The sequence below is a fragment of the Massilia sp. 01N410 genome (assembly GCF_056399665.1).
On the sequence record NZ_JBFTRV010000001.1, the window covers coordinates 540996 to 560632 of the forward strand.

19 protein-coding genes are annotated in these 19637 nt (G+C 66.9%); 15 read left to right on the plus strand and 4 right to left on the minus strand.

The window, feature by feature from the left end:
* Positions 1-5 precede the first annotated feature (5 nt).
* Genes lpxD through AC1DOP_RS02385 form a run of 7 tightly spaced genes read left to right on the plus strand, consistent with a single transcriptional unit; the run spans position 6 to position 6274 of the window.
* Entirely contained in the window at positions 6-1064 is a 1059-nt protein-coding gene (lpxD, locus tag AC1DOP_RS02355; protein WP_441934398.1) for a UDP-3-O-(3-hydroxymyristoyl)glucosamine N-acyltransferase, read from the plus strand.
* Entirely contained in the window at positions 1061-1588 is a 528-nt protein-coding gene (fabZ, locus tag AC1DOP_RS02360) for a 3-hydroxyacyl-ACP dehydratase FabZ (RefSeq protein ID WP_477249552.1), read from the plus strand. The genes lpxD and fabZ overlap by 4 nt, the downstream gene beginning before the upstream one ends.
* Complete coding sequence (lpxA, locus tag AC1DOP_RS02365; protein ID WP_477249554.1) at positions 1588-2379, plus strand: acyl-ACP--UDP-N-acetylglucosamine O-acyltransferase; 792 nt, start codon at positions 1588-1590, stop codon at positions 2377-2379. Before fabZ ends, lpxA begins: the two co-directional genes overlap by 1 nt.
* A complete protein-coding gene (lpxB, locus tag AC1DOP_RS02370) occupies positions 2363-3544 on the plus strand; it encodes a lipid-A-disaccharide synthase (protein WP_477249556.1) in 1182 nt (393 codons plus the stop codon). Before lpxA ends, lpxB begins: the two co-directional genes overlap by 17 nt.
* Entirely contained in the window at positions 3544-4212 is a 669-nt protein-coding gene (gene rnhB, locus AC1DOP_RS02375; protein WP_441934406.1) for a ribonuclease HII, read from the plus strand. The genes lpxB and rnhB overlap by 1 nt, the downstream gene beginning before the upstream one ends.
* Positions 4209-5012, plus strand: a complete 804-nt coding sequence (locus AC1DOP_RS02380; RefSeq protein WP_441934408.1) for a TrmH family RNA methyltransferase — start codon at positions 4209-4211, stop codon at positions 5010-5012. Before rnhB ends, AC1DOP_RS02380 begins: the two co-directional genes overlap by 4 nt.
* A 59-nt stretch (positions 5013-5071) precedes the next feature.
* Positions 5072-6274 (plus strand): EAL domain-containing response regulator, encoded by a 1203-nt coding sequence (locus tag AC1DOP_RS02385; protein ID WP_477249559.1) that lies wholly within the window; start codon positions 5072-5074, stop codon positions 6272-6274.
* Between the two features lie 58 nt (positions 6275-6332).
* Here AC1DOP_RS02385 and ppsR read toward each other — a convergent pair whose 3' ends face one another.
* Entirely contained in the window at positions 6333-7181 is an 849-nt protein-coding gene (gene ppsR / locus AC1DOP_RS02390) for a posphoenolpyruvate synthetase regulatory kinase/phosphorylase PpsR (RefSeq protein ID WP_441934412.1), read from the minus strand.
* A 272-nt stretch (positions 7182-7453) separates the two neighbouring features.
* Here ppsR and ppsA point away from each other — a divergent pair, with 272 nt between their 5' ends.
* Positions 7454-9820 carry a phosphoenolpyruvate synthase gene (gene ppsA / locus AC1DOP_RS02395; protein WP_441934462.1) on the plus strand — a complete coding sequence of 789 codons (2367 nt, stop codon included), beginning with the start codon at positions 7454-7456 and terminating at the stop codon, positions 9818-9820.
* A 70-nt stretch (positions 9821-9890) separates the two neighbouring features.
* Here ppsA and AC1DOP_RS02400 read toward each other — a convergent pair whose 3' ends face one another.
* On the minus strand, positions 9891-10223 hold the full coding sequence (locus AC1DOP_RS02400) for a YnfA family protein (protein WP_477249561.1): 333 nt from the start codon (positions 10221-10223) through the stop codon (positions 9891-9893).
* A 24-nt stretch (positions 10224-10247) separates the two neighbouring features.
* Positions 10248-11426 (minus strand): GGDEF domain-containing protein, encoded by a 1179-nt coding sequence (locus tag AC1DOP_RS02405; protein WP_441934416.1) that lies wholly within the window; start codon positions 11424-11426, stop codon positions 10248-10250.
* Positions 11427-11704: 278 nt separating this feature from the next.
* Here AC1DOP_RS02405 and AC1DOP_RS02410 point away from each other — a divergent pair, with 278 nt between their 5' ends.
* The 3 genes from AC1DOP_RS02410 to AC1DOP_RS02420 are packed head-to-tail and all read left to right on the plus strand — an operon-like array spanning position 11705 to position 13917.
* A complete protein-coding gene (locus AC1DOP_RS02410; RefSeq protein ID WP_477249564.1) occupies positions 11705-12139 on the plus strand; it encodes an NfeD family protein in 435 nt (144 codons plus the stop codon).
* 39 nt (positions 12140-12178) lie between these two features.
* Positions 12179-13099, plus strand: coding sequence for an SPFH domain-containing protein (locus AC1DOP_RS02415; RefSeq protein ID WP_477249565.1), 921 nt, complete (start codon positions 12179-12181; stop codon positions 13097-13099).
* The gene (locus AC1DOP_RS02420; protein WP_477249567.1) at positions 13099-13917 is read left to right on the plus strand and encodes an SDR family oxidoreductase; all 819 of its coding nucleotides are present in this window, start codon (positions 13099-13101) and stop codon (positions 13915-13917) included. Before AC1DOP_RS02415 ends, AC1DOP_RS02420 begins: the two co-directional genes overlap by 1 nt.
* A gap of 4 nt (positions 13918-13921) precedes the next feature.
* Here the strand turns inward: AC1DOP_RS02420 and AC1DOP_RS02425 are convergent, their stop codons facing one another.
* Positions 13922-16135 (minus strand): TonB-dependent receptor, encoded by a 2214-nt coding sequence (locus AC1DOP_RS02425; RefSeq protein ID WP_477249569.1) that lies wholly within the window; start codon positions 16133-16135, stop codon positions 13922-13924.
* A gap of 117 nt (positions 16136-16252) precedes the next feature.
* Here AC1DOP_RS02425 and AC1DOP_RS02430 point away from each other — a divergent pair, with 117 nt between their 5' ends.
* The 4 genes from AC1DOP_RS02430 to AC1DOP_RS02445 all read left to right on the plus strand — a co-directional run bounded on the left by AC1DOP_RS02430 (position 16253) and on the right by AC1DOP_RS02445 (position 19636).
* Entirely contained in the window at positions 16253-17434 is a 1182-nt protein-coding gene (locus AC1DOP_RS02430; RefSeq protein ID WP_477249571.1) for a PepSY-associated TM helix domain-containing protein, read from the plus strand.
* On the plus strand, positions 17431-17598 hold the full coding sequence (locus tag AC1DOP_RS02435; RefSeq protein ID WP_441934427.1) for a hypothetical protein: 168 nt from the start codon (positions 17431-17433) through the stop codon (positions 17596-17598). The genes AC1DOP_RS02430 and AC1DOP_RS02435 overlap by 4 nt, the downstream gene beginning before the upstream one ends.
* Positions 17599-17712: 114 nt before the next feature.
* On the plus strand, positions 17713-18396 hold the full coding sequence (gene lepB / locus AC1DOP_RS02440; protein WP_477249574.1) for a signal peptidase I: 684 nt from the start codon (positions 17713-17715) through the stop codon (positions 18394-18396).
* Between the two features lie 43 nt (positions 18397-18439).
* Positions 18440-19636: a multidrug effflux MFS transporter gene (locus tag AC1DOP_RS02445; RefSeq protein ID WP_477249576.1), complete on the plus strand. Its 1197-nt coding sequence runs from the start codon at positions 18440-18442 to the stop codon at positions 19634-19636.
* Position 19637 lies beyond the last annotated feature (1 nt).

A 19637-nucleotide genomic window follows, 5' to 3' on the forward strand; every position in this document is an offset into this window, starting at 1 on the left:
ACCAGATGGGCACTCGACTGGGTGAATTGGTCGAACGCTTCGGCGGACAGCTGGTGGGAGACCCGAACCTCGAGGTTCGGGGCATCGCACCCCTCGACAGCGCCGACGCTTCGCACATCAGCTTTCTAAGCAACAGCAAACTGCGCGCACTGGCGGCGCAAAGCCGGGCGGCGGCACTGATCGTCGCCCCGCTGGACGACGCCACCGTCGCCGCCACCTACGAAGGCGCGCGCATCGTCACCACCAACCCCTATGCCTACTTTGCCCGCGCCGCGCAGTACTTTGCCGCGCTGGAAGAAGTGCCGCCCCCCTGCGGGGTCCATCCGACGGCCAGCGTGCACGAGAGCGCGCAGATCGACCCGACGGCCCATATCGGCCCGCAGGTGACGGTCGAGGCGGGCGCCCGGATCGCGGCCGGCGCGGTGATCGACGCCGGCTGCTTCATCGGCCGCGAGGCGGAGATCGGCGAGCGCACCCACCTGTTCGCCAACGTGAGCTTCCACGCGCGCTGTAAAATCGGCAAGCGCGGCATCCTGCACTCGGGCGCGGTGATCGGCACCGACGGCTTCGGCTTCGCCAAGGAGAACGGCGTCTACATCAAGATCCCGCAGACCGGCCGCGTGATCCTGGGCGACGACGTCGACGTCGGCGCCAACACCACCATCGACCGCGGCGCCATGGCCGACACCATCATCGAGGATGGGGTCAAGCTCGACAACCAGATCCAGATCGGCCACAACTGCCATATCGGCGCCAACACGGCCATGGCCGGCTGCGTGGGCGTGGCGGGCAGCGCGAAGATCGGCAAGAATTGCACCTTCGGCGGCGCCGCCATGGTGCTCGGCCACCTGGAAATCGTGGACAATGTCCATATCTCCTCGGGCAGCATGGTCTCGCGCTCGGTGCTGGAGCCGGGGCAGTACACCGGCTTCTACCCGCTGGCCAAGAATTCCGAGTGGGAGCGCAGCGCCGCCATCGTGCGCAACCTGTCCTCGATGCGCGAGAAGATCCGCACGCTGGAAAAGCAAATCAAAACCCTGACTGACAACGCAGAACAAAAATGACGACCGAACAAAACCAAGGCGCCAAGACCCTCGCATCTAAAACTCTTGGTATCACCCAGATCAAGGAATACCTGCCGCACCGCTATCCGCTGCTGCTGGTCGACCGCGTGGTCGATTATGAGCTGGGCAAGACCATCACCGCGATCAAGAACGTCACGGTGAACGAGGAATTCTTCAACGGCCACTTCCCGCACCAGCCGGTGATGCCGGGCGTGCTGATGGTCGAGGCGCTGGCACAGACCGCCGCCATCCTGTCCTTCATGACCATGGGCGTGAAGCCGGACGAGAGCTCGGTGGTCTACTTCGTCGGCATCGACAACTGCCGCTTCAAGCGCCCGGTCGGCCCCGGTGACCAGCTCAGGATGGACGTCGAGATCCTGCGCAGCTCGCGCGGCATCTGGAAGTACAAGGCGCAGGCTAGCGTCGACGGCAAGGTCGCCGTCGAAGCGGAACTGATGTGCACGATCCGCGCCAACGAATCGGCGGCCGGTTCGGCTAACCCCCAAGCGGCAGCGGGGCAGTAATGAGCGGCCGGATTCACCCGACCGCGATCGTCGATCCGAAGGCGGAGCTGGACAGCTCGGTCGAGGTCGGCCCGTACTCGATCGTCGGCCCGCATGTGCGCATCGGTTCCGGCACCGTGGTCGGACCGCACGTGGTCATCGAAGGCCACACGACGATCGGCAAGGACAACCGGATCTTCCAGTTCGCCTCGCTGGGCGCGGCGCCGCAGGACAAGAAGTGGGCCGGCGAGCCGACCCGCCTCGAAGTCGGCGACCGCAATACCATCCGCGAATTCGTCACCTTCAACCTGGGCACCGCGCAGGATGCCGGCGTGACCCGCCTCGGCGACGACAACTGGATCTCGGCCTACGTCCACCTGGCGCACGACTGCCAGGTCGGCAGCAACACGATCTTCTCGAACAACGCCCAGCTGGCCGGCCACGTCCACGTGGGCGACTGGGCGATCCTGTCGGGCTACTGCGGCGTCCACCAGTTCTGCAAGATCGGCGCCCATGCCTTCATCGGCATGTACACCAGCCTGACCCAGGACGTGCCGCCGTACGTGCTGGTCTCGGGCAATCCGGCCGAGGCCCACGGCGTCAACATCGAAGGCCTGAAGCGCCGCGGTTTCACGCGCGAGCAGATCAACGCGATCCGCGCCGCGTACAAGACCATCTACCGCAGCGGCAAGACGCTGGAAGAAGCGAAGGCGCAAATGACGGAAGAGGCGGCCGAGGGCGGCGAGGGCGTGGCGCAGATCCAGGCCATGCTCGACTTCCTCGGCGCCACCAGCCGTGGCATCGTCCGCTGATTTGACCGCGCCTGTTCATCTGGCGCTGGTGGCGGGCGAGGTCTCCGGCGACATGCTGGCGGCGCGCCTGATGGCCGGCCTCAGGCCGCATCTGCCCGAGGTCCGCTTCTCGGGCATCGGCGGCCCGCGCATGCTGGAGCAGGGCCTGGTATCCGACGTGCCGATGGACACGCTGACGGTACGCGGCCTGCTGCCGGTGCTGATGCGCTACCGCGAACTGAAGGGCATCCAGAACCGCCTGCGCGACCGCTTGATCGAGGAGCGGCCGGCCGCCTTCATCGGCGCCGACTACCCCGGCTTCAACCTGGGCCTGGAAGAGCAGCTGCGGGCGAGCGGCATCCCGACCCTGCACTTCGTCGGGCCGCAGATCTGGGCCTGGCGGGGAGGGCGGATCAAGAAGATCCAGCGCGCGGTCTCGCACATGCTGCTGATCTTCCCCTTCGAAGAAGAGATCTACCGCAAGGCCGGCGTGCCGGCGACCTATATCGGCCACCCGCTGGCCGAACAGATCCCCCTGCAGCCCGACGTGGCGGCGGCCAGGCGCCAGCTCGGCATCCCGGAAGACGCCAGGGTCGTGACCGTGATGCCGGGCAGCCGCATGTCCGAGATCAAGTACCTGAGCGGACCCTTCGCGGGCGCCGTGCAACTGCTGGCCCGGCGCGACAGGAGCATCCGTTTCATCGCGCCGATGGCGGGCGGGCGCCAGAAGGCGTATTTTATGCAGATGATGGCGAAGGCCGGGCTGCAGGATCTGATTGGCTCCGGCGTGCTCGAGCTGATCGACGGCCAGTCGCACGCGGCCATCGCGGCGGCGGACGCGGTGCTGGCGGCCTCCGGCACGGCGACGCTGGAAGTGGCGCTGTTCAAGAAGCCGATGGCGATCGCCTACAAGGTGGTGCAGGCCGAGTGGCTGCTGATCCGGAACATGGGCTACCTGCCGTGGATCGGGCTGCCGAACATCCTGGCGCGCGAGTTCGTGGTGCCGGAATTCCTGCAGCACGCGGCCACGCCGCAAGCCCTGGCGGACGCGGTCTGGTTCCAGCTGACGGACGAGGCGAATCGCCGGCGCCTGCAGCAGCGCTTCCTCGACATGCACCACAGCCTGCTGCGCAACAGCGCCGAGGCCAGCGCCCAGGCGGTGCTCGAGGTCATAGGACAAGGATAATGAGCAAGAAGAAGTTCGATTTCTATCCGGGACTGCCCGCCAGGGGCCGTCCCTTCACCATTTCCGACGTCGTCTGCGGCGTGGACGAGGCCGGCCGCGGCCCGCTGGCCGGCCCGGTGTTCGCCGCCGCCGTCATCCTCGACCCCAGGCGGCCGATCGAGGGCCTGCGCGATTCCAAGAAGCTGACCGAGGCGCGCCGCGACGAGCTGGCACCCATCATCCGCGAACAGGCGCTGGCCTGGGCCATCGCCGAGTGCTCGCACATTGAAATCGACACGCTGAACATCCTGCAGGCGACCATGCTGGCGATGCGCCGCGCGGTCGAGCAGCTGGGAACCCTGCCGACCATCGCCCTCATCGACGGCAACCGCTGCCCGCAGCTGCCCGAGGCGATCCGCGCCCACGCCGTGGTCGAGGGCGACGACAAGGTGCACGCCATCTCGGCCGCCTCGATCCTGGCCAAGACCGCGCGCGACGCCGCCCTGGTGGCCCTGCACGAAACCTGGCCGCAGTACGCCTTCGACCAGCACAAGGGCTATTCGACCGCCCTGCATCTGGAGCGCCTGCGCCAGCATGGGCCATGCCCGGTGCACCGCCGCTCCTTCGCGCCGGTGCGCGCGCTGCTGCAGGCCGACCTGCTGGCGCATTTCGAGGTCGATCCGGCATGAAGACCGTCAGTTCGCGCGACAACCCCTTCTACAAGGACCTCAAGCAGCTCGCCACCAGCTCGCAGGCGCGCCGCAAGGCCGGCCGCTCGCTGCTGGACGGCGTCCACCTGTGCCAGGCCTGGCTCGACCTCAAGGGCCTGCCTGCGCATTGCGTGGTGTCCGAGGATGCGCTGTCGAATCCGGAGGTGGCGGCGATCGTCGCCCGCGTCGAGGCCGATCGCGGCTTCGTCACCGCGCTGCCGGACGCCCTGTTCGGCGCCATCAGCCAGGTCGAACACGGCGTCAACCTGGTGTTCGTGGTCGAGACCCCGGCGCCGCGGGTGCCCGATGTGCTGGGCGAATCGGCGGTGCTGCTGGACGGCGTCCAGGACCCCGGCAACGTCGGCTCCATCCTGCGCAGCGCCGGCGCCGCCGGCATCCGGCAGGTATGGTGCAGCCCCGGCACCGCCTTCTGCTGGTCGCCGAAGGTGCTGCGCGCCGCAATGGGCGCCCACTTCGTGCTGGAGATCTTCGAGAACGTGGAGCTCGCGCCTGTGGTGCGCAAGGCGCAGGTGCCGGTGCTGGCGACCAGCGGCTATGCCGCCGACTGCCTGTACGACGTCGAGCTGTCCGGGCCGGTGGCCTGGATCCTCGGCCATGAGGGGCAGGGCGTGTCGCAGGAGCTGCTGGACCTCGCCAGCCGGCGCGTCGCCGTGCCGCACGCCGGCCAGGTGGAGTCGCTGAACGTGGCGGCCTGCGCGGCGGTGTGCTTTTTCGAGCAATTACGGCAAACCAGGCAACAGCCGCAGCGCCGGGCATAGACGGCACCGCCTGCGCCATGTACCCTTGGGGCTGGGCAAGCGGAGTCGAAATGGACACAATGCAGTCAGCTTTACAGAACCTACATTTCCTGGTGGCGGAAGCCGAACCGGTGCAGCGCCGCGCGCTGATCGAGGCGCTCGGCCAGCTGGGCGCGAGCCGCGTCACCGACGTCCCCGACGGCCCCACCGCGCTGCGCACCCTGCAGGCCGGCTTCACGCCGAAAGTCGACGTCGCCGTCATCGACCTGGCCATGGGCGGCATGGACGGCCTCGAACTGCTGCGCGCGATCGCCGCGCTGAAGTCGAGCGTTCGCCTGATCGTGGTCGGCGCCCAGCCGGCCAGCGTGCTGTTCTCGGTCGAGACCCTGGCCCAGGCCTACGGCGTCGAGCTGCTGGGCACCATCGCCAAGCCGGTCTCCAGCGCCAAGCTCAAGACCCTGCTGGACAATCTCCAGCCCGCGGCGCGGCCGCGCGCGGTGGCCAGGACGCCGGCGTTCAGCTTCGCCGAAGTCGGCGCCGGCCTGCAGCAGCGCCAGTTCGAACCCTTCTTCCAGCCCAAGATCGAGCTGGCCACCGGCCAGGTCAAGGGCCTCGAGACCTTCGCGCGCTGGCGCCATCCCGAGCACGGCGTGCTGGGTCCGGGCGCCTTCATCGACGCGCTGGAGCAGAACAACCGCGTCGACTTCCTCGACTGGACCATGATCGAGCTGTCGGTCGAGCGCTGCCGCCAGTACCACGACCAGGGCATCCCGATCTCGATCTCGCTGAACCTGGCGCCCGAGACCCTGGCGCATCCGAACTTCATCCGCCAGGTGTCGTCCTGCATGAAGCGCCACGGCGTGATGCCGGACTATCTCACCTTCGAGATGACGGAATCGTCGATCCTGAAATTCGACGTCGACTTCATCGAACGCCTGGTGCGCCTGCGCATGATGGGGTTCGGCCTGGCGATCGACGACTACGGCACCGGACGCTCCAACCTGCAGCTGCTGGCGCGGATCCCGTTCTCGGAACTGAAGATCGACCGCTCCTTCGTCGACGGCGCATCGAAGAAGCGCCCGCTGGGCACCGTGCTGAAATCCTGCCTGGGACTCGCGCACAGCCTGGACCGCATGTCGGTGGCGGTGGGCGTGGAGACGCGCCAGGACTGGGACTTCCTGCAGGGGCTGGGATGCACGTATGCGCAGGGCTACCATATTGCCAATCCGATGGAGGCGGGCGCCTTCCCGGGTTGGCTGGAAGACTGGCGGCACTTTTTCTAAGCGTTGGCCGAGGGGTCGGAGCGCACACGCGAAAACCGGACTCTGACCCCTCCGCCGCCTAGTACTCCCGACGATCCGGCTTGATCTCCTGGAGTATGGTCGTCGAAATCTCTTCGATCGACTTGGTGGTCGACGACAGCCAGCGGATCCCCTCGCGCTGCATCAGGGTCTCGGCCTCGTTCACCTCATAGCGGCAATTCTCAAGCGACGCGTATTTGCTGCCGGCCCGCCGTTCGTTGCGGATCTCGGCCAGGCGCTCCGGCGTGATCGTCAATCCGAACAGCTTGTGCTTGAAGGGCGGCAGTGCCGAGGGCAGGCGGCCGCGTTCGAAATCGTCCGGGATCAGCGGATAGTTGGCGGCCTTGATCCCGTACTGCATCGCCAGGTACAGGCTGGTCGGGGTCTTGCCCGAGCGCGAGACGCCGACCAGGATCACGTCCGCATCCGCCAGGTTCTTGTGCGACTGGCCGTCGTCATGGGCCAGCGAGAAGTTGATGGCCTCGATGCGGCTCTTGTATTCCTCGCTGTCGACCACGTTGTGGATGCGGCCGATGGTGTGGGTCGACTTCACGCCCAATTCCTGTTCCAGCGGCGCGACGAAGGTCTGGAACAGGTCCATGTGCATGCCCTGGGCGGCGCGGATCACGGCCGAGAGATCGTGCTTCACGAGGGTCGAGAACACGATCGGACGCTGGTTGTCCGACAGCGCGACTTCGTTGATGCGGCGCGCCGCCTCATACGCTTTCTCGATGGTATCGATGAAGGGCAGGCGGATCTGGCGGAAGCGCATTTCGAACTGGCTCAGCACCGCGTGGCCGAAGGTTTCGGCCGTGATGCCGGTGCCGTCGGACACGAAGAACACGGTGCGCGCGCCGCTCGGGGTGGTGGGGGTGGTCAAAGAGGTCATGGTGCCTGTTTGCTAAGATGATGACAAAGTTGCAGCCGGCGCACTGTGAATCAGGCCGGCGCGCGGTAAAATGCTCGGCAACGGTTTTTGGATTGTGCTGCACGGCGCGAAGAATAACAAGAAAACACCGCCGCCCGGCACCGCCAGCGAAAGATTTCCATCATCAAAAAAGGTGTTTCATCATGACTAACCTGTCTACTGCAGCATTGAAGACACTTGACCCCGCGGCGTCGGGTGAAAGCGTCTACGTCGCTTCCTTCGAAAACCTGCGCATGACCGACGTCGAGTCGGTCGGCGGCAAGAACGCCTCGCTGGGCGAGATGATCAGCCAGCTGGCCGAAGCCGGCGTGCGCGTGCCGGGCGGCTTTGCCACCACGGCCGACGCCTTCCGCGACTTCCTGCGCCACAGCGCCGATGGCGGTCCTTCGCTGGGCCAGCGCATCGCGCAGCGCCTGGAAAGCCTGGACGTCGACGACGTGCGCGCCCTGGCCGCGGCCGGCGCCGAGATCCGCCAGTGGATCGTCGAGACCCCGTTCCAGCCGCGCCTGGAGCAGGAGATCCACGCCTTCTACGACCGCCTGGTGGCCGATTCGGACACCGAGGTCTCGTTCGCGGTGCGCTCCTCGGCCACCGCCGAAGACCTGCCGGACGCCTCCTTCGCCGGCCAGCAGGAAACCTTCCTGAACGTGGTCGGCATCGACAACGTGCTGGAAGCCATGAAGCACGTGTTCGCCTCGCTGTACAACGACCGCGCGATCTCCTACCGCGTGCACAAGGGCTTCACCCACGCCGAGGTCGCGCTGTCGGCCGGCGTGCAGCGCATGGTCCGTTCCGATACCGGCGCGGCGGGCGTCATGTTCACCATCGACACCGAGTCGGGCTTCAAGGACGTGGTCTTCATCACCTCCAGCTACGGCCTGGGCGAGACCGTGGTGCAGGGCGCCGTCAACCCGGACGAGTACTACGTGCACAAGCCGATGCTCGAGCTGGGCAAGAAGCCGGTCATCCGCCGCAACATCGGCTCGAAGCTGATCAAGATGGAGTTCACCAAGGAAGCCAAGGCGGGCCGCTCGGTGCAGACCGTCGACGTGCCGGTCGAGCTGCGCAACCGCTACTCGCTGAACGACGAGGAAGTCGTCGAGCTGGCCAAGTACGCCGTCATCATCGAGAAGCACTACGGCCGCCCGATGGACATCGAGTGGGGCAAGGACGGCCGCGACGGCAAGCTGTACATCCTGCAGGCGCGTCCGGAAACCGTGAAGTCGCAGCAGAAGGCCGGCGACGCCCAGCAGCGCTTCAAGCTGAAGGGCACCGGCACCGTGCTGGCCTCGGGCCGTGCGATCGGCCAGAAGATCGGCGCCGGTCCGGTGCGCGTGATCAGCGATCCGTCCGAGATGGAACGCGTGCAGCCGGGCGACGTGCTGGTGGCCGACATGACCGACCCGAACTGGGAACCGGTCATGAAACGCGCCTCGGCGATCGTCACCAACCGCGGCGGCCGCACCTGCCACGCGGCGATCATCGCGCGTGAGCTGGGCGTGCCGGCGGTGGTCGGCTGCGGCGACGCCACCGAAGTGCTGAAGGACGGCACCTTCGTCACCGTCTCCTGCGCCGAAGGCGACGAAGGCCGGATCTACGACGGCCTGCTGGAAACCGAGGTGTCGGAAGAAGTGCGCGGCGAACTGCCGCCGCTGAAGACCAAGATCATGCTCAACGTCGGCAACCCGCAGCTGGCCTTCGACTTCCAGTCGGTGCCGAACGGCGGCGTCGGCCTGGCCCGCCTCGAGTTCATCATCAACAACAACATCGGCGTGCACCCGAAGGCCATCCTCGAGTACCCGAACATCGACGCCGACCTGAAGAAGGCCGTCGAGTCGGTCGCCCGCGGCCACGCCTCGCCGAAAGCCTTCTACGTCGACAAGCTGGCCGAAGGCGTGGCGACCATCGCCGCCGCCTTCTGGCCGAAGCCCGTCATCGTGCGCCTGTCCGACTTCAAGTCGAACGAGTACAAGAAGCTGATCGGCGGCTCGCGCTACGAGCCGGACGAAGAGAACCCGATGCTGGGCTTCCGCGGCGCGGCGCGCTACCTGGCCGAAGACTTCGCCGAGTCCTTCGAGATGGAATGCATGGCCATGAAGCGCGTGCGCGAAGAAATGGGCCTGACCAACGTCGAGATCATGATCCCCTTCGTGCGCACCCTCGGCCAGGCCGAGAAGGTCATCGCGCTGCTGGCCAAGTACGGCCTGAAACGCGGCGAAGGTGGAGGCGAAGGCGGCCTGCGCGTGATCATGATGTGCGAAGTCCCGTCGAACGCCATCCTGGCCGAGCAGTTCCTGCAGTACTTCGACGGCTTCTCGATCGGTTCCAACGACCTGACCCAGCTGACCCTGGGCCTGGACCGCGACTCCGGCATGGAGCTGCTGGCCAAGGACTTCGACGAGCGCGACCCCGCCGTGAAAGCCATGCTCTCGCTGGCCATCAAGGCCTGCCGCGCGCAGGGCAAGTACATCGGCATCTGCGGCCAGGGTCCTTCGGACAACCCGGACTTCGCGCAGTGGCTGGTGGAACAGGGCATCGAGTCGATGTCGCTGAACCCTGACTCGGTGATCGATACCTGGAAGAAGCTGGCGGCGATGTAAGCAAGTTAGCGTTCGCCAGAACCCCCGCCCTTGTTGCACAACGGCGGGGGTTTTTCATTGGGGGCGCGGGTCAAGCCTGCGGCTGAAACGCAATCACCGCCATCCCCGCCAGCGCCAGGCCGGCACCGACCAGGTCGAAGCGGGTCAGCGCGATCCCGTCCACGAAGCGCAGCCACAGCAGGGCGACGGCGATATACATGCCGCCGTAGGCCGCATAGGTGCGGCCGGCGGCGCTCGGGTGCAGGGTGAGCAGCCAGGCGAACAGTGCCAGCGAGACGCAGGCCGGCAGCAGCAGCCAGGCGCTCTTGCCGGCCTTCAGCACCAGCCAGGGCAGGTAGCAGCCGAGGATTTCGGCCAGCGCCGTCAGTGCGAACAGGGCTGCGTATTTGGCGCCGAGGAGCATGTCGGTCGTGTCAGGCTGAACTGGCTAAACGGGCAATGCGATTTTCGCGAGCACGGCGCGGGCATCGACCACCGCGTTGCGGCCGCCGGCCTTGGCCGCGTAGAGGGCGGCGTCGGCGCGCGACAGCATGGCATCGATGCTCTCGCCCGGATGCAGGGTGGCGGCGCCGATGCTGACCGTGTAGCCGACGCCGATGTGGTCGTCCTCGCCCGGCGTGCGGTCGAGGCCGCGGCGCAGGCGCTCGGCCACCAGCAGGGCGGTCTCGGCGGCGGTATCGGGCAGCAGCACCGCGAACTCTTCGCCGCCCAGGCGGGCGACGGTGTCGATGCTGCGTACCACCGCGCCGGTGCGCTCGACGATGTCGGCCAGCACCTGGTCGCCGGTGGCGTGACCGTGGGTGTCGTTGATGCGCTTGAAGTAATCGACGTCGAACAGCAGCAGCGACAGCGGGCTGCTGCGGCGCTGGGCGCGCGCCAGCTCGCGCTCGGCCACCGCGAAGAAGGCGCGGCGCGAGTGCGCGCCGGTCAGGTGGTCGTGGTTGGCCGCGTGCTGGGCACGCGCGATCAGGTCGGCGTTCGCCATCATGACGGCGCCAAGTGTCAAGCCCGGCAGGGCAAGCGCCCCGGCCGCGAAAAACACCATGCCGACCGCGACTTCATTCCACGGCAGGACAACGCCGGCCAGCTGGACGCCATACACCAGCGCGCGCACCAGCTGTACGGCGGCATTCGCAAGCGCAGCGTACATCGTGAACAGGATCGGATAGCGCCGCGCCGATCTCTTGAGCGCCTCACGCAGCAGCATGGCCAGCTCGAGCTGCAACGCGCTGTGCAGGAGCGACATCGAAATTACGCGTCCCGGCAGCGTGTCGATACCATGGTGGAGGGCGACAATGAGAAACAGGCCCAGCGCCACGAACCCGCCCAGGCGCAACCACGAAATCTCCAGGCCCAGGTGGCGCCGGAATCCGGCCATGAGCATGACTGCGGTGCCGAGCAACAAGGCGTTCGCGACTTCGATCGTCAGGAATGCAGGGACGATTCCGCGTGCCGCGAACAGCGGCAGCGACAACACCGCCAGGGCGTTACCCGCGCACCACTCGCGAATACCGAGCGCGCCGCTGTCGCGCAGCGAAAACAGCACGAGCAGCATGACGGCGGAAAGCGCCATCGTTACCAGCAGAAGGCTTACGACGGTCAACATGGAGGGGTAGGGCAAGGGAAGGATAGATTTCCGTATGGTATCAAAAATTGACGAAAAATTGATATCAAACCCCCTTTGCATATCAATTTTCGTCCCCAAAATGGTGCAGAAGCAACTATAACGTTGACTCCTCGTACAGACGCGATAGACTAGGGATAATGAATTGTCTATTCAAGTCATCATCGAAACCGCAAAAGACATAGCGAACCCTCGTCACCCAAGCCGGGAGACGGGGGTTTTCGACTTTTTCAGGCAAGTGGGAAGAGAAGGAGGAAACCATGGCTGAGTGGATGGGCTGGCTCGTCGCCGCCGGCGTGCTCGTGATCCTGGAGCTGTTCACCGGGACGTTTTATCTCTTGATGATCGCCATCGGACTGGCGATCGGCGGGCTGGTGGCCCTGCTTGGCGCCGGCGGTCCCGTGCAGACCATCGCGGCGGCCGGGGTCGGCGTGCTGGCGACCGCGCTGCTGCACCGTTCGCGCTTCGGCCGGCCGGCCAGGCACGACGCCGCGCGCGACCGCAACGTCAACCTCGACATCGGCCAGCGCGTGACGGTGCCGGGCTGGGACAACGGCCGCGCCCGCGTGATGTACCGCGGCGCGCTGTGGGACGTCGAGCTTGGCCAGGGCGCCACGCCGCAGGCCGGCGAGTACCGCATCGTCGAGGTGCAGGGCAGCCGGCTGGTGGTGTCGAATGCGGTTTCGCATTCATAAGATTTGCTTAAGATTACAACTCATCTATAAGGGATGCTCATGGAATTTTCATTCGGTACGGTGGCACTGGTGATCTTCGTCATCGCGCTGGTCTTCGTGTTCAAGACCATCAACGTGGTGCCCCAGCAGCACGCCTGGGTGGTCGAGCGGCTCGGCAAGTACCACGCCACGCTCGCGCCCGGACTGAACATCGTCGTGCCCTTTGTCGACCGCATCGCCTACAAGCACAGCCTGAAGGAGATTCCGCTCGACGTGCCGCCCCAGGTCTGCATCACCAAGGACAATACCCAGCTGCAGGTGGACGGCATCCTGTACTTCCAGGTGACCGACGCCATGCGCGCTTCCTACGGCGCCTCGAACTACATCCAGGCCATCACCCAGCTGGCCCAGACCACGCTGCGTTCCGTGATCGGACGGATGGAGCTGGACAAGACCTTCGAGGAGCGCGACCACATCAACACGACCATCGTTAACGCGATCGACGAGTCGGCCGCCAACTGGGGCGTGAAGGTACTGCGCTACGAGATCAAGGACCTGACGCCGCCGGCCGAGATCCTGCACTCGATGCAGCGCCAGATCACCGCCGAGCGCGAGAAGCGCGCCCTGATCGCGGCCTCCGAGGGCCGCCGCCAGGAAGCGATCAACATCGCCAGCGGCGAGCGCGAGGCCGCCATCGCCCGGTCCGAAGGCGAGAAGCAGGCCGCCATTAACCGCGCCCAGGGCGAGGCGGCCGCCATCGTGGCGCTGGCCGACGCCAGCGCGACCGCGCTGCGCCAGGTGGGCGATGCGATCCGCAGCCCGGGCGGCGTCGACGCCGTCAACCTGCGCGTGGCCGAAGAGTATGTCCACGCCTTCGGCAACCTGGCCAAGACCAACAACGCCATCATCGTGCCGGCGAATCTGGGCGAGATGAGCGGCCTGATCGCGAGCGCCCTGCAGATCGTCAAGGTGCAAAAGTAATGCGGGTGGTGGTCGTCACCGGCGGCTCGGACGGCATCGGCGCCGAGATCGCCCGCCGGCTGGCGGCGCGGGACGGTGCCGCGGGCGGTCGAAACTTGGCGTTGGTGCTGGGCGCGCGCGACCGCGAAAAGCTGGAGCAGGTGGCAGGCCAGTGCGCGGCCCTCGGCGCACAGGCGCTTGCGGTGCCCACCGACGTCGCCGACCCGGACCAGTGCCGGCGCCTGATCGACACGGCCGTGCAGCGCTTCGGCCGCATCGACGTGCTGGTCAACAATGCCGGCCGCTCGGCCCATGCCTTGTTCGAGGAAGTGCCGGATCTCGGCTGGTACGAAGAGCTCATGCGCATCAACCTGTGGGGCAGCGTGTGGTGCACCCAGGCCGCCTTGCCGCACCTGAAGGCGGCGCGCGGACGGATCGTCGCCGTGTCTTCGCTGGCCGGCCTGATCGGCGTGCCGGGACGCACCGCCTACAGCGCCAGCAAGTTCGCGATGACCGGCTTCTTCGAGGCCCTGCGCGCGGAGCTGAAGGGCGCCGGCGTCTCGGTCACGATCGCCTATCCGGGCGTGGTCGATACCCGGATCCGCTACCGCGGTTTCAACGCCCTGGGCCAGGAGATGGGCAGCAGCGGCCTGCGCGAGGAGGGCGCGATGACGGTGCAGGAATGCGCGCGCCTGATCGTCGACGGCATGGAAGCGCGCCGGCGCGAAGTCGTGATGACGGCCAAGGGCAAGCTTGGCCGGCTTCTCAAACTTCTTGCGCCGGGCCTGGTGGAGAAGATGGCGCTGGCGGCATTGAAGGACGAGGTCAAGCCGCTCTAAGCCATCAGAAATCGACGCTGGCCGACACGCTCACGTTGCGCGGCGCGCCCAGCACCAGGTAGCCGGCGCCCGGATAGCCGCCCGCCGAGGCCCAGTAGTTGCGGTCGAAGGCATTGTCGATGCGGGCGCGGAAGCTCACGTCGCGGTCCATGATGCGGGTGAGGTAGTTCGCGCCCAGGTCGAAGCGGCTCCAGGACGGCAGCTGCTGGGTGTTGGCGGCGTCCGCGTACTGCTTCGAGGTGGTGACGGCGCGCGCGTTCAGCGACAGGCCCGGCACCTGCGCGATGTCCCATTCGGCGCCCAGGTTCAGCTGGGTCCCGGGCACGCCGATCGCATCCTTGCCCTGGTTGACGCCGCCGGCGGTGCGGCGCTGTTCGGCGTCCAGCAGGGTCAGGCCGCCCAGCACGCGCAGGCCGTGCATCGGCATGCCGAACACGGACAGCTCGAGGCCGCGGTTGCGCTGCTCGCCGAAGATGCCGAACACGCGGTTCTCGACATAGGCCATCGGCTGGGCGGTGGTGAAGACGGCCGCCGTCATGCCCAGTTTGCCGCTGTCGTACTTCACGCCGATTTCCTTCTGGCGCGAGGTGTAGGGCGCGAAGACCTGGCCCTGGTTGATGGGCACCACGGTGGAGCCGGAAGCGGTCGGGCCCTGCTGCAGCGCCTCGGCATAGTTCGCGTACAGCGACAAATTCTTCATCGGCTTGTAGACGATGCCGGCGACCGGGGTGTTGGCGCTTTCGTCGTAGGCGGCGTTCTGCAGGCCGCTCGTGTAGTCGTAGCTGGTGTCCTTGATGCGCTGGTGGCGCAGGCCGACCGTGATGCGCAGCGCGTCGTCCAGCAGGGCCATCGAGTCGGCGATCGCGTAGCTGCCGAGGATGGACTTGTGGGTCAGCAGCGGATGGTCCATCGAGCCGCCGGTGAAGAAGGTGGGCGAGGGCGCCGTCACGTCGACCGGGCGATACAGATTGGTCGGCCAGCCGGCGAAGTCGCTCATGCCGTAGGCGTTGAAGGACTTCATCTCGAAGCCTGATGCGCTGGCGCTGATGGTGTGCCTGACCGGACCGGTGCGCAGCTCGCCGCGCACGCCGACTTCGCCGGTGCGGGTGCGGTCGTCGCGTACGTTGTCGAAGCGGCCCATGTTCAGACCGCCGTTGTTGTCGGTGGTGGTGGTCGTGGTCAGCGCGTTGAACTCGCTGCCCTTGCGGGCGCCGAAGGCGGCCCAGCCGGTCAGGTTCGGGGCCAGGTCGACCTCGCCGCGCAGGGTGCCGAAGGTGTCGCGCTCGTTGGAGTGGGTCCAGGGCTGGGCGAAGTTGTGGCCGGCTTCCGGCGCGGCGGGCACGGCCAGGCCGGCGCCGACCGTCACGCTGGGACGGGCGTTGTCGAGGATGTGTTCCTGGAAGCCGACGTCGGCCGACAGGCGGTAGTTGTTGCCGCGGTAGTCCATGCCCACCGACAGCACGTTCAGCTGGCGCGATTCGCGGTCGACGGCGGTGTCGCCGTCGCGGCGCACGGCGTTCACGCGAATGCCGGCGCGATCGCCTTCGCCGAAGCGGCGCGCGACGTCGAAGGCGCCAAGCACCTGGCCGCCCGATTCCACCCCCAGTGTCACCTGGTCGAGCGGGTGGTTCGGCGCGCGTTTCGGCACCAGGTTGACGGCGCCGCCGATGCCGCCGCCGCCCGGGGCCGCGCCGTTGACGAAGCTGTTCGCGCCGCGCAGGATCTCGACGCGTTCCAGCAGTTCGGAGGCCACGAACTGGCGCGGCAGCAGGCCGTACAGGCCGTTGTACGCCATGTCGTCCGAGTTCACGGCAAAGCCGCGGATCACGTACAGCTCCTGGAAGTTGCCGAAGCCGCGCGCCACCCGCACCGAAGGATCGTTCTGGACCACGTCGGCCACGCTGCGGGCCTGCTGGTCCTGGATCAGGGCCTGGGTGTAGTTGGTGGCATTGAAGGGGGTGTCCATGATGTCGGCATTGCCCAGCAGGCCGAGACGCCCGCCGCGCGCCACCTGGCCGCCGGCATAGGCCGCGGACAGGCCCTGGGCCGATGCGTCGGCCGAGGCGCTCACGACGACGGTGGCGATGCCGGGCTGGGTGCCGGATTGCGCGTCCCGGGAAGCGGGAGCGGTCTGGGCGTGGGCGATGGAGCTTGCCAGCAGCAGGGCGCCGAAAGCGGCCGGGGTCAGGGTGGTGCGGGGGAGTGCGTGGTTCTTCATGACATTCTTGCTTTTGATGAGAATAATTCTCATTATATCCATCGCGCTTGATTTCGTAAATGAGAACTATTATTATTTAGCCTCATCCGCAAGCTCGCGCCACCGTCTCCGTCCTTCATGTCCCCCGCAAACCTCCGCCGCTGGTCCTGGATCCACAAATGGAGCAGCCTGGTCTGCACCGTCTTCATGCTGCTGCTTTGCCTGACCGGCCTGCCGCTGATCTACCACCACGAGATCGGCCGCCTGCTGGGTAACGAGGTCGAGCCGCCGGCGCTGACGGCGCAACAACAGGCGAATCCGCCGCGCGCCGACCTGGACAGCGTGATCGCCGCCGGCAAGGCGCGCTATCCGGACAAAGTGATGATGTATATGTCGCAGGAGGCCGACCAGCCGGCGCTGTGGTTCCTGACCATGGGCAGGCATGCGAACGATCCGGACTTCGTCTCGATCGCGATCGACGCCCGCACCGCGCGCTATGTGGCCGAACCGCCGATCGAGGGCGGGGCGGTGATGGCCTTCCTGTTCCACCTGCACGTCGACCTGTTCGCCGGCGTGCCGGGCAAGCTCTTCCTCGGCTTGATGGGTCTGCTGCTGGTCCTTGCGATCGGCTCCGGCGTGGTGCTGTACGCGCCCTTCATGCGCAAGCTGGAATTCGGCGCGGTCCGCCACGGCCGTACGGCGCGCCTGAAATGGCTGGACCTGCACAACCTGCTCGGCATCGTGACCCTGGTGTGGGCCCTGGTGGTGGGCGTCACCGGCGTGGTCAACACCCTGGCCGACGTGCTGCTGCAGGTCTGGCAGTCGACCGAGATCGCGGCCATGGTCAAGCCCTATGAAGGGTTGCCGCCGCCCGCGAAGCTGGCGTCGATGGAAGAGTCGGTGGCGCGCGCCCAGGCGCTGCAGCCGGGCATGAAGGTCGGTTTCATCGCCTTCCCGGGCACCCCCTTCGCCAGCGCGCATCACTATGGCGTCTACATGCGCGGCGACCAGGCCCTGACCGCCAAGCTGGTCAAGCCGGTGCTGGTCGACGCCGGTACCGGCCAGGTGACGGACCAGCGCACGCTGCCCTGGTACCTGAGCACCCTGCTGCTGTCGCAGCCGCTGCACTTCGGCGACTACGGCGGCGCCGGCATGAAATTCCTGTGGGCGCTGCTCGACCTGGCGACCATCGTCGTGCTGGGCAGCGGCCTGTACCTGTGGCTCAGGCGGGGCCGCGCGGCCAAGGCGAAGGCTGGGGATGAGGCGCGCGTACGGGCGGCGGGACAGCCTGCGCTGGCGCGCGAAGGAGAGCCGCGATGAGCGCCTTCCGTTCCTTGTGGGGCATGCCGATCCTCCTCGGCGTGCTGACCGCGGTCGGGCTGGTGGCGGGACTGCTGGGCGATGGCTGGTGGGATGTCGCGGCCGTGATCTGCCTCGGGATACCGGTGGCGGTGGGCGCGTGGCATATCGGGAAACCCCGCTAGGGTGGGCACGGTGTGCCCCCAGCGGCATGCATACCTGCGCTTTAATTTTCTGTTAAGCATACTCCCGCCAAACCATCGTATAAGGTGGATGAGAACAATTCCAAGGAGCCCGCAGTGAAGAACTTCGTCCGCAACAACAAAGGCTTCCTGGCCTTTCTGGTCCTGTTCGGCGTGTTCCGCTCGGCGGTGGCGGACTGGAATCCGATTCCCTCGGCCTCGATGCACCCCAATCTGTTGGAAGGCGACGTGGTGCTGGTGAACCGCATGGCCTTCGATCTGAAGGTGCCGCTCACCGACGTGGTGCTGGCGCGCATGGGCGAGCCGGCGCGCGGCGACATCGTCACCTTCCGTTCGCCGAAGGACGGTATTCTCCTGATCAAGCGCCTGGTGGCGCTGCCCGGCGACACCGTCGAAATGCGCAACGAGCGCCTCTACATCAACGGCAAGGGCGCGGACTACGGCATGGTGGCGGAGTCGCTGGATTCGATCCAGGGCGCGACCCTGCGCGCGCTGCAGCTGTCCGAATCGATCGAAGGCGGCAAGGGCTGGCGCCGCCACATCCAGGTGCTCCCGGACGTGGTTGCGCCGCGCACCTTCGGCCCGCTGCGGGTGCCGGACGGCCAGTACCTGATGCTGGGCGATAACCGCGACAACAGCGCCGACTCGCGCATGATCGGCCTGGTGCCGCGCAAGCTGCTGGTCGGACGCGCCGAGCGCGTGCTGGTGTCGGCCGACTACCAGGGCAACTGGATGCCGCGCACCGAGCGTTTTGGCATGTCCCTCTACCATGTAAACTGATTGTCGTTACAATCCCGCCTTTGGTTTAGCGAAGGCGATGTAGATGCAAAGACTGTTGACGGTGATCCTGGCCTGCCTGGGTATGGTGGGCGCGCTGGCGATCGATACCTATCTTCCCTCCATTCCCGCGATCGGGCGCGCCTTCGCCGTCGGTCCGGTGGCCGTGCAGCAGACCCTGAGCGTGTTCCTGTTCACGTTCGCCTTCATGATGCTGTTCTACGGGACCCTGTCCGATTCCTTCGGCCGCCGTCCCGTGATCATGGTGGCGCTGGTCATGTACACCCTCGGCTCGGTCGGCGCCGCGCTGGCGCCCACCTTCGGCTGGCTGCTCGCCTTCCGCGCGCTGCAGGGCTTGTCGGCGGGCGCGGGCTCGGTGATCGGCCAGGCCATCGTCCAGGACCGCTTCAGCGGTGCCCAGGCCCAGAAGATGATGTCCCACATCATGATGGTGTTCGGCCTGGCGCCGGCTATCGCGCCGGTGCTGGGCGGCTGGCTGCACGTCACCTTCGGCTGGCGCGCCACCTTCTGGTTCCTGGCGCTGTTCGGCGCGCTGATGCTGGTCCTGTGCTGGCGCCTGCTGCCGGAAAGCCTGCCGCCCGAAAAGCGCCACGCCTTCCATGGCGTCGCCATCGCCCGCAACTACCTGAAGGTGCTTGGCCATCCGCAGTTCCTGCTGCTGTCGCTGTCGGTGGGCCTGGCCTTTGGCGGCCTGTCCCTCTACATCGGCTCGGCGGCCAACTTCGTGATGGAGATCCTGCACCTGCCCGAAACCGCTTTCGCCTGGATGTTCATCCCGCTGATCAGCGGCATGGTGATCGGTTCGGCCTGGGGCGGCAAGCGCGCCGGCAGCCATGCGCCGGCAACGATGCGCGCGATCGGCTTCGGCCTGATGCTGCTTGCCTGCGTGCTGAACGTCGGCTATACCGCCTGGGCCGGCGCCGCCGTCGCCGTGCCCTGGGCCGTGCTGCCGCTGATGGTGTACACCTTCGGCCTGGCGGTGAGCATGCCGGCCATCCAGGTGGGCGCGCTGAGCCTGTTCCCGGACAACCGCGGCCTGGCCTCCTCGATGCTGGCCTTCATCCAGATGATGTCCTTCGCGCTGGTGTCGGGACTGGCCGCGCCGCTGCTGTTCGGCAGCGCCTTCAAGCTGGCCTGCGGCGTGACGGTGGGCCTGGCCGGCAGCTACGCGGCGGCGCGCCTGGCGGGCCTGGCGGCGCGCGACGTGCATACCCAAAAGTGAT

Coding starts and splice junctions, on each gene's coding strand:
- AC1DOP_RS02410 (WP_477249564.1), top strand. CDS start 11,705: ATGGCTGAGTGGATGGGCTGGCTCGTCGCCGCCGGCGTGCTCGTGATC.
- AC1DOP_RS02445 (WP_477249576.1), top strand. CDS start 18,440: ATGCAAAGACTGTTGACGGTGATCCTGGCCTGCCTGGGTATGGTGGGC.
- rnhB (WP_441934406.1), top strand. CDS start 3,544: ATGAGCAAGAAGAAGTTCGATTTCTATCCGGGACTGCCCGCCAGGGGC.
- AC1DOP_RS02425 (WP_477249569.1), bottom strand. CDS start 16,135: ATGAAGAACCACGCACTCCCCCGCACCACCCTGACCCCGGCCGCTTTC.
- lpxD (WP_441934398.1), top strand. CDS start 6: ATGGGCACTCGACTGGGTGAATTGGTCGAACGCTTCGGCGGACAGCTG.
- AC1DOP_RS02405 (WP_441934416.1), bottom strand. CDS start 11,426: ATGTTGACCGTCGTAAGCCTTCTGCTGGTAACGATGGCGCTTTCCGCC.
- AC1DOP_RS02380 (WP_441934408.1), top strand. CDS start 4,209: ATGAAGACCGTCAGTTCGCGCGACAACCCCTTCTACAAGGACCTCAAG.
- lpxA (WP_477249554.1), top strand. CDS start 1,588: ATGAGCGGCCGGATTCACCCGACCGCGATCGTCGATCCGAAGGCGGAG.
- AC1DOP_RS02435 (WP_441934427.1), top strand. CDS start 17,431: ATGAGCGCCTTCCGTTCCTTGTGGGGCATGCCGATCCTCCTCGGCGTG.
- AC1DOP_RS02430 (WP_477249571.1), top strand. CDS start 16,253: ATGTCCCCCGCAAACCTCCGCCGCTGGTCCTGGATCCACAAATGGAGC.
- AC1DOP_RS02415 (WP_477249565.1), top strand. CDS start 12,179: ATGGAATTTTCATTCGGTACGGTGGCACTGGTGATCTTCGTCATCGCG.
- AC1DOP_RS02420 (WP_477249567.1), top strand. CDS start 13,099: ATGCGGGTGGTGGTCGTCACCGGCGGCTCGGACGGCATCGGCGCCGAG.
- fabZ (WP_477249552.1), top strand. CDS start 1,061: ATGACGACCGAACAAAACCAAGGCGCCAAGACCCTCGCATCTAAAACT.
- ppsR (WP_441934412.1), bottom strand. CDS start 7,181: ATGACCTCTTTGACCACCCCCACCACCCCGAGCGGCGCGCGCACCGTG.
- ppsA (WP_441934462.1), top strand. CDS start 7,454: ATGACCGACGTCGAGTCGGTCGGCGGCAAGAACGCCTCGCTGGGCGAG.
- AC1DOP_RS02400 (WP_477249561.1), bottom strand. CDS start 10,223: ATGCTCCTCGGCGCCAAATACGCAGCCCTGTTCGCACTGACGGCGCTG.
- AC1DOP_RS02385 (WP_477249559.1), top strand. CDS start 5,072: ATGCAGTCAGCTTTACAGAACCTACATTTCCTGGTGGCGGAAGCCGAA.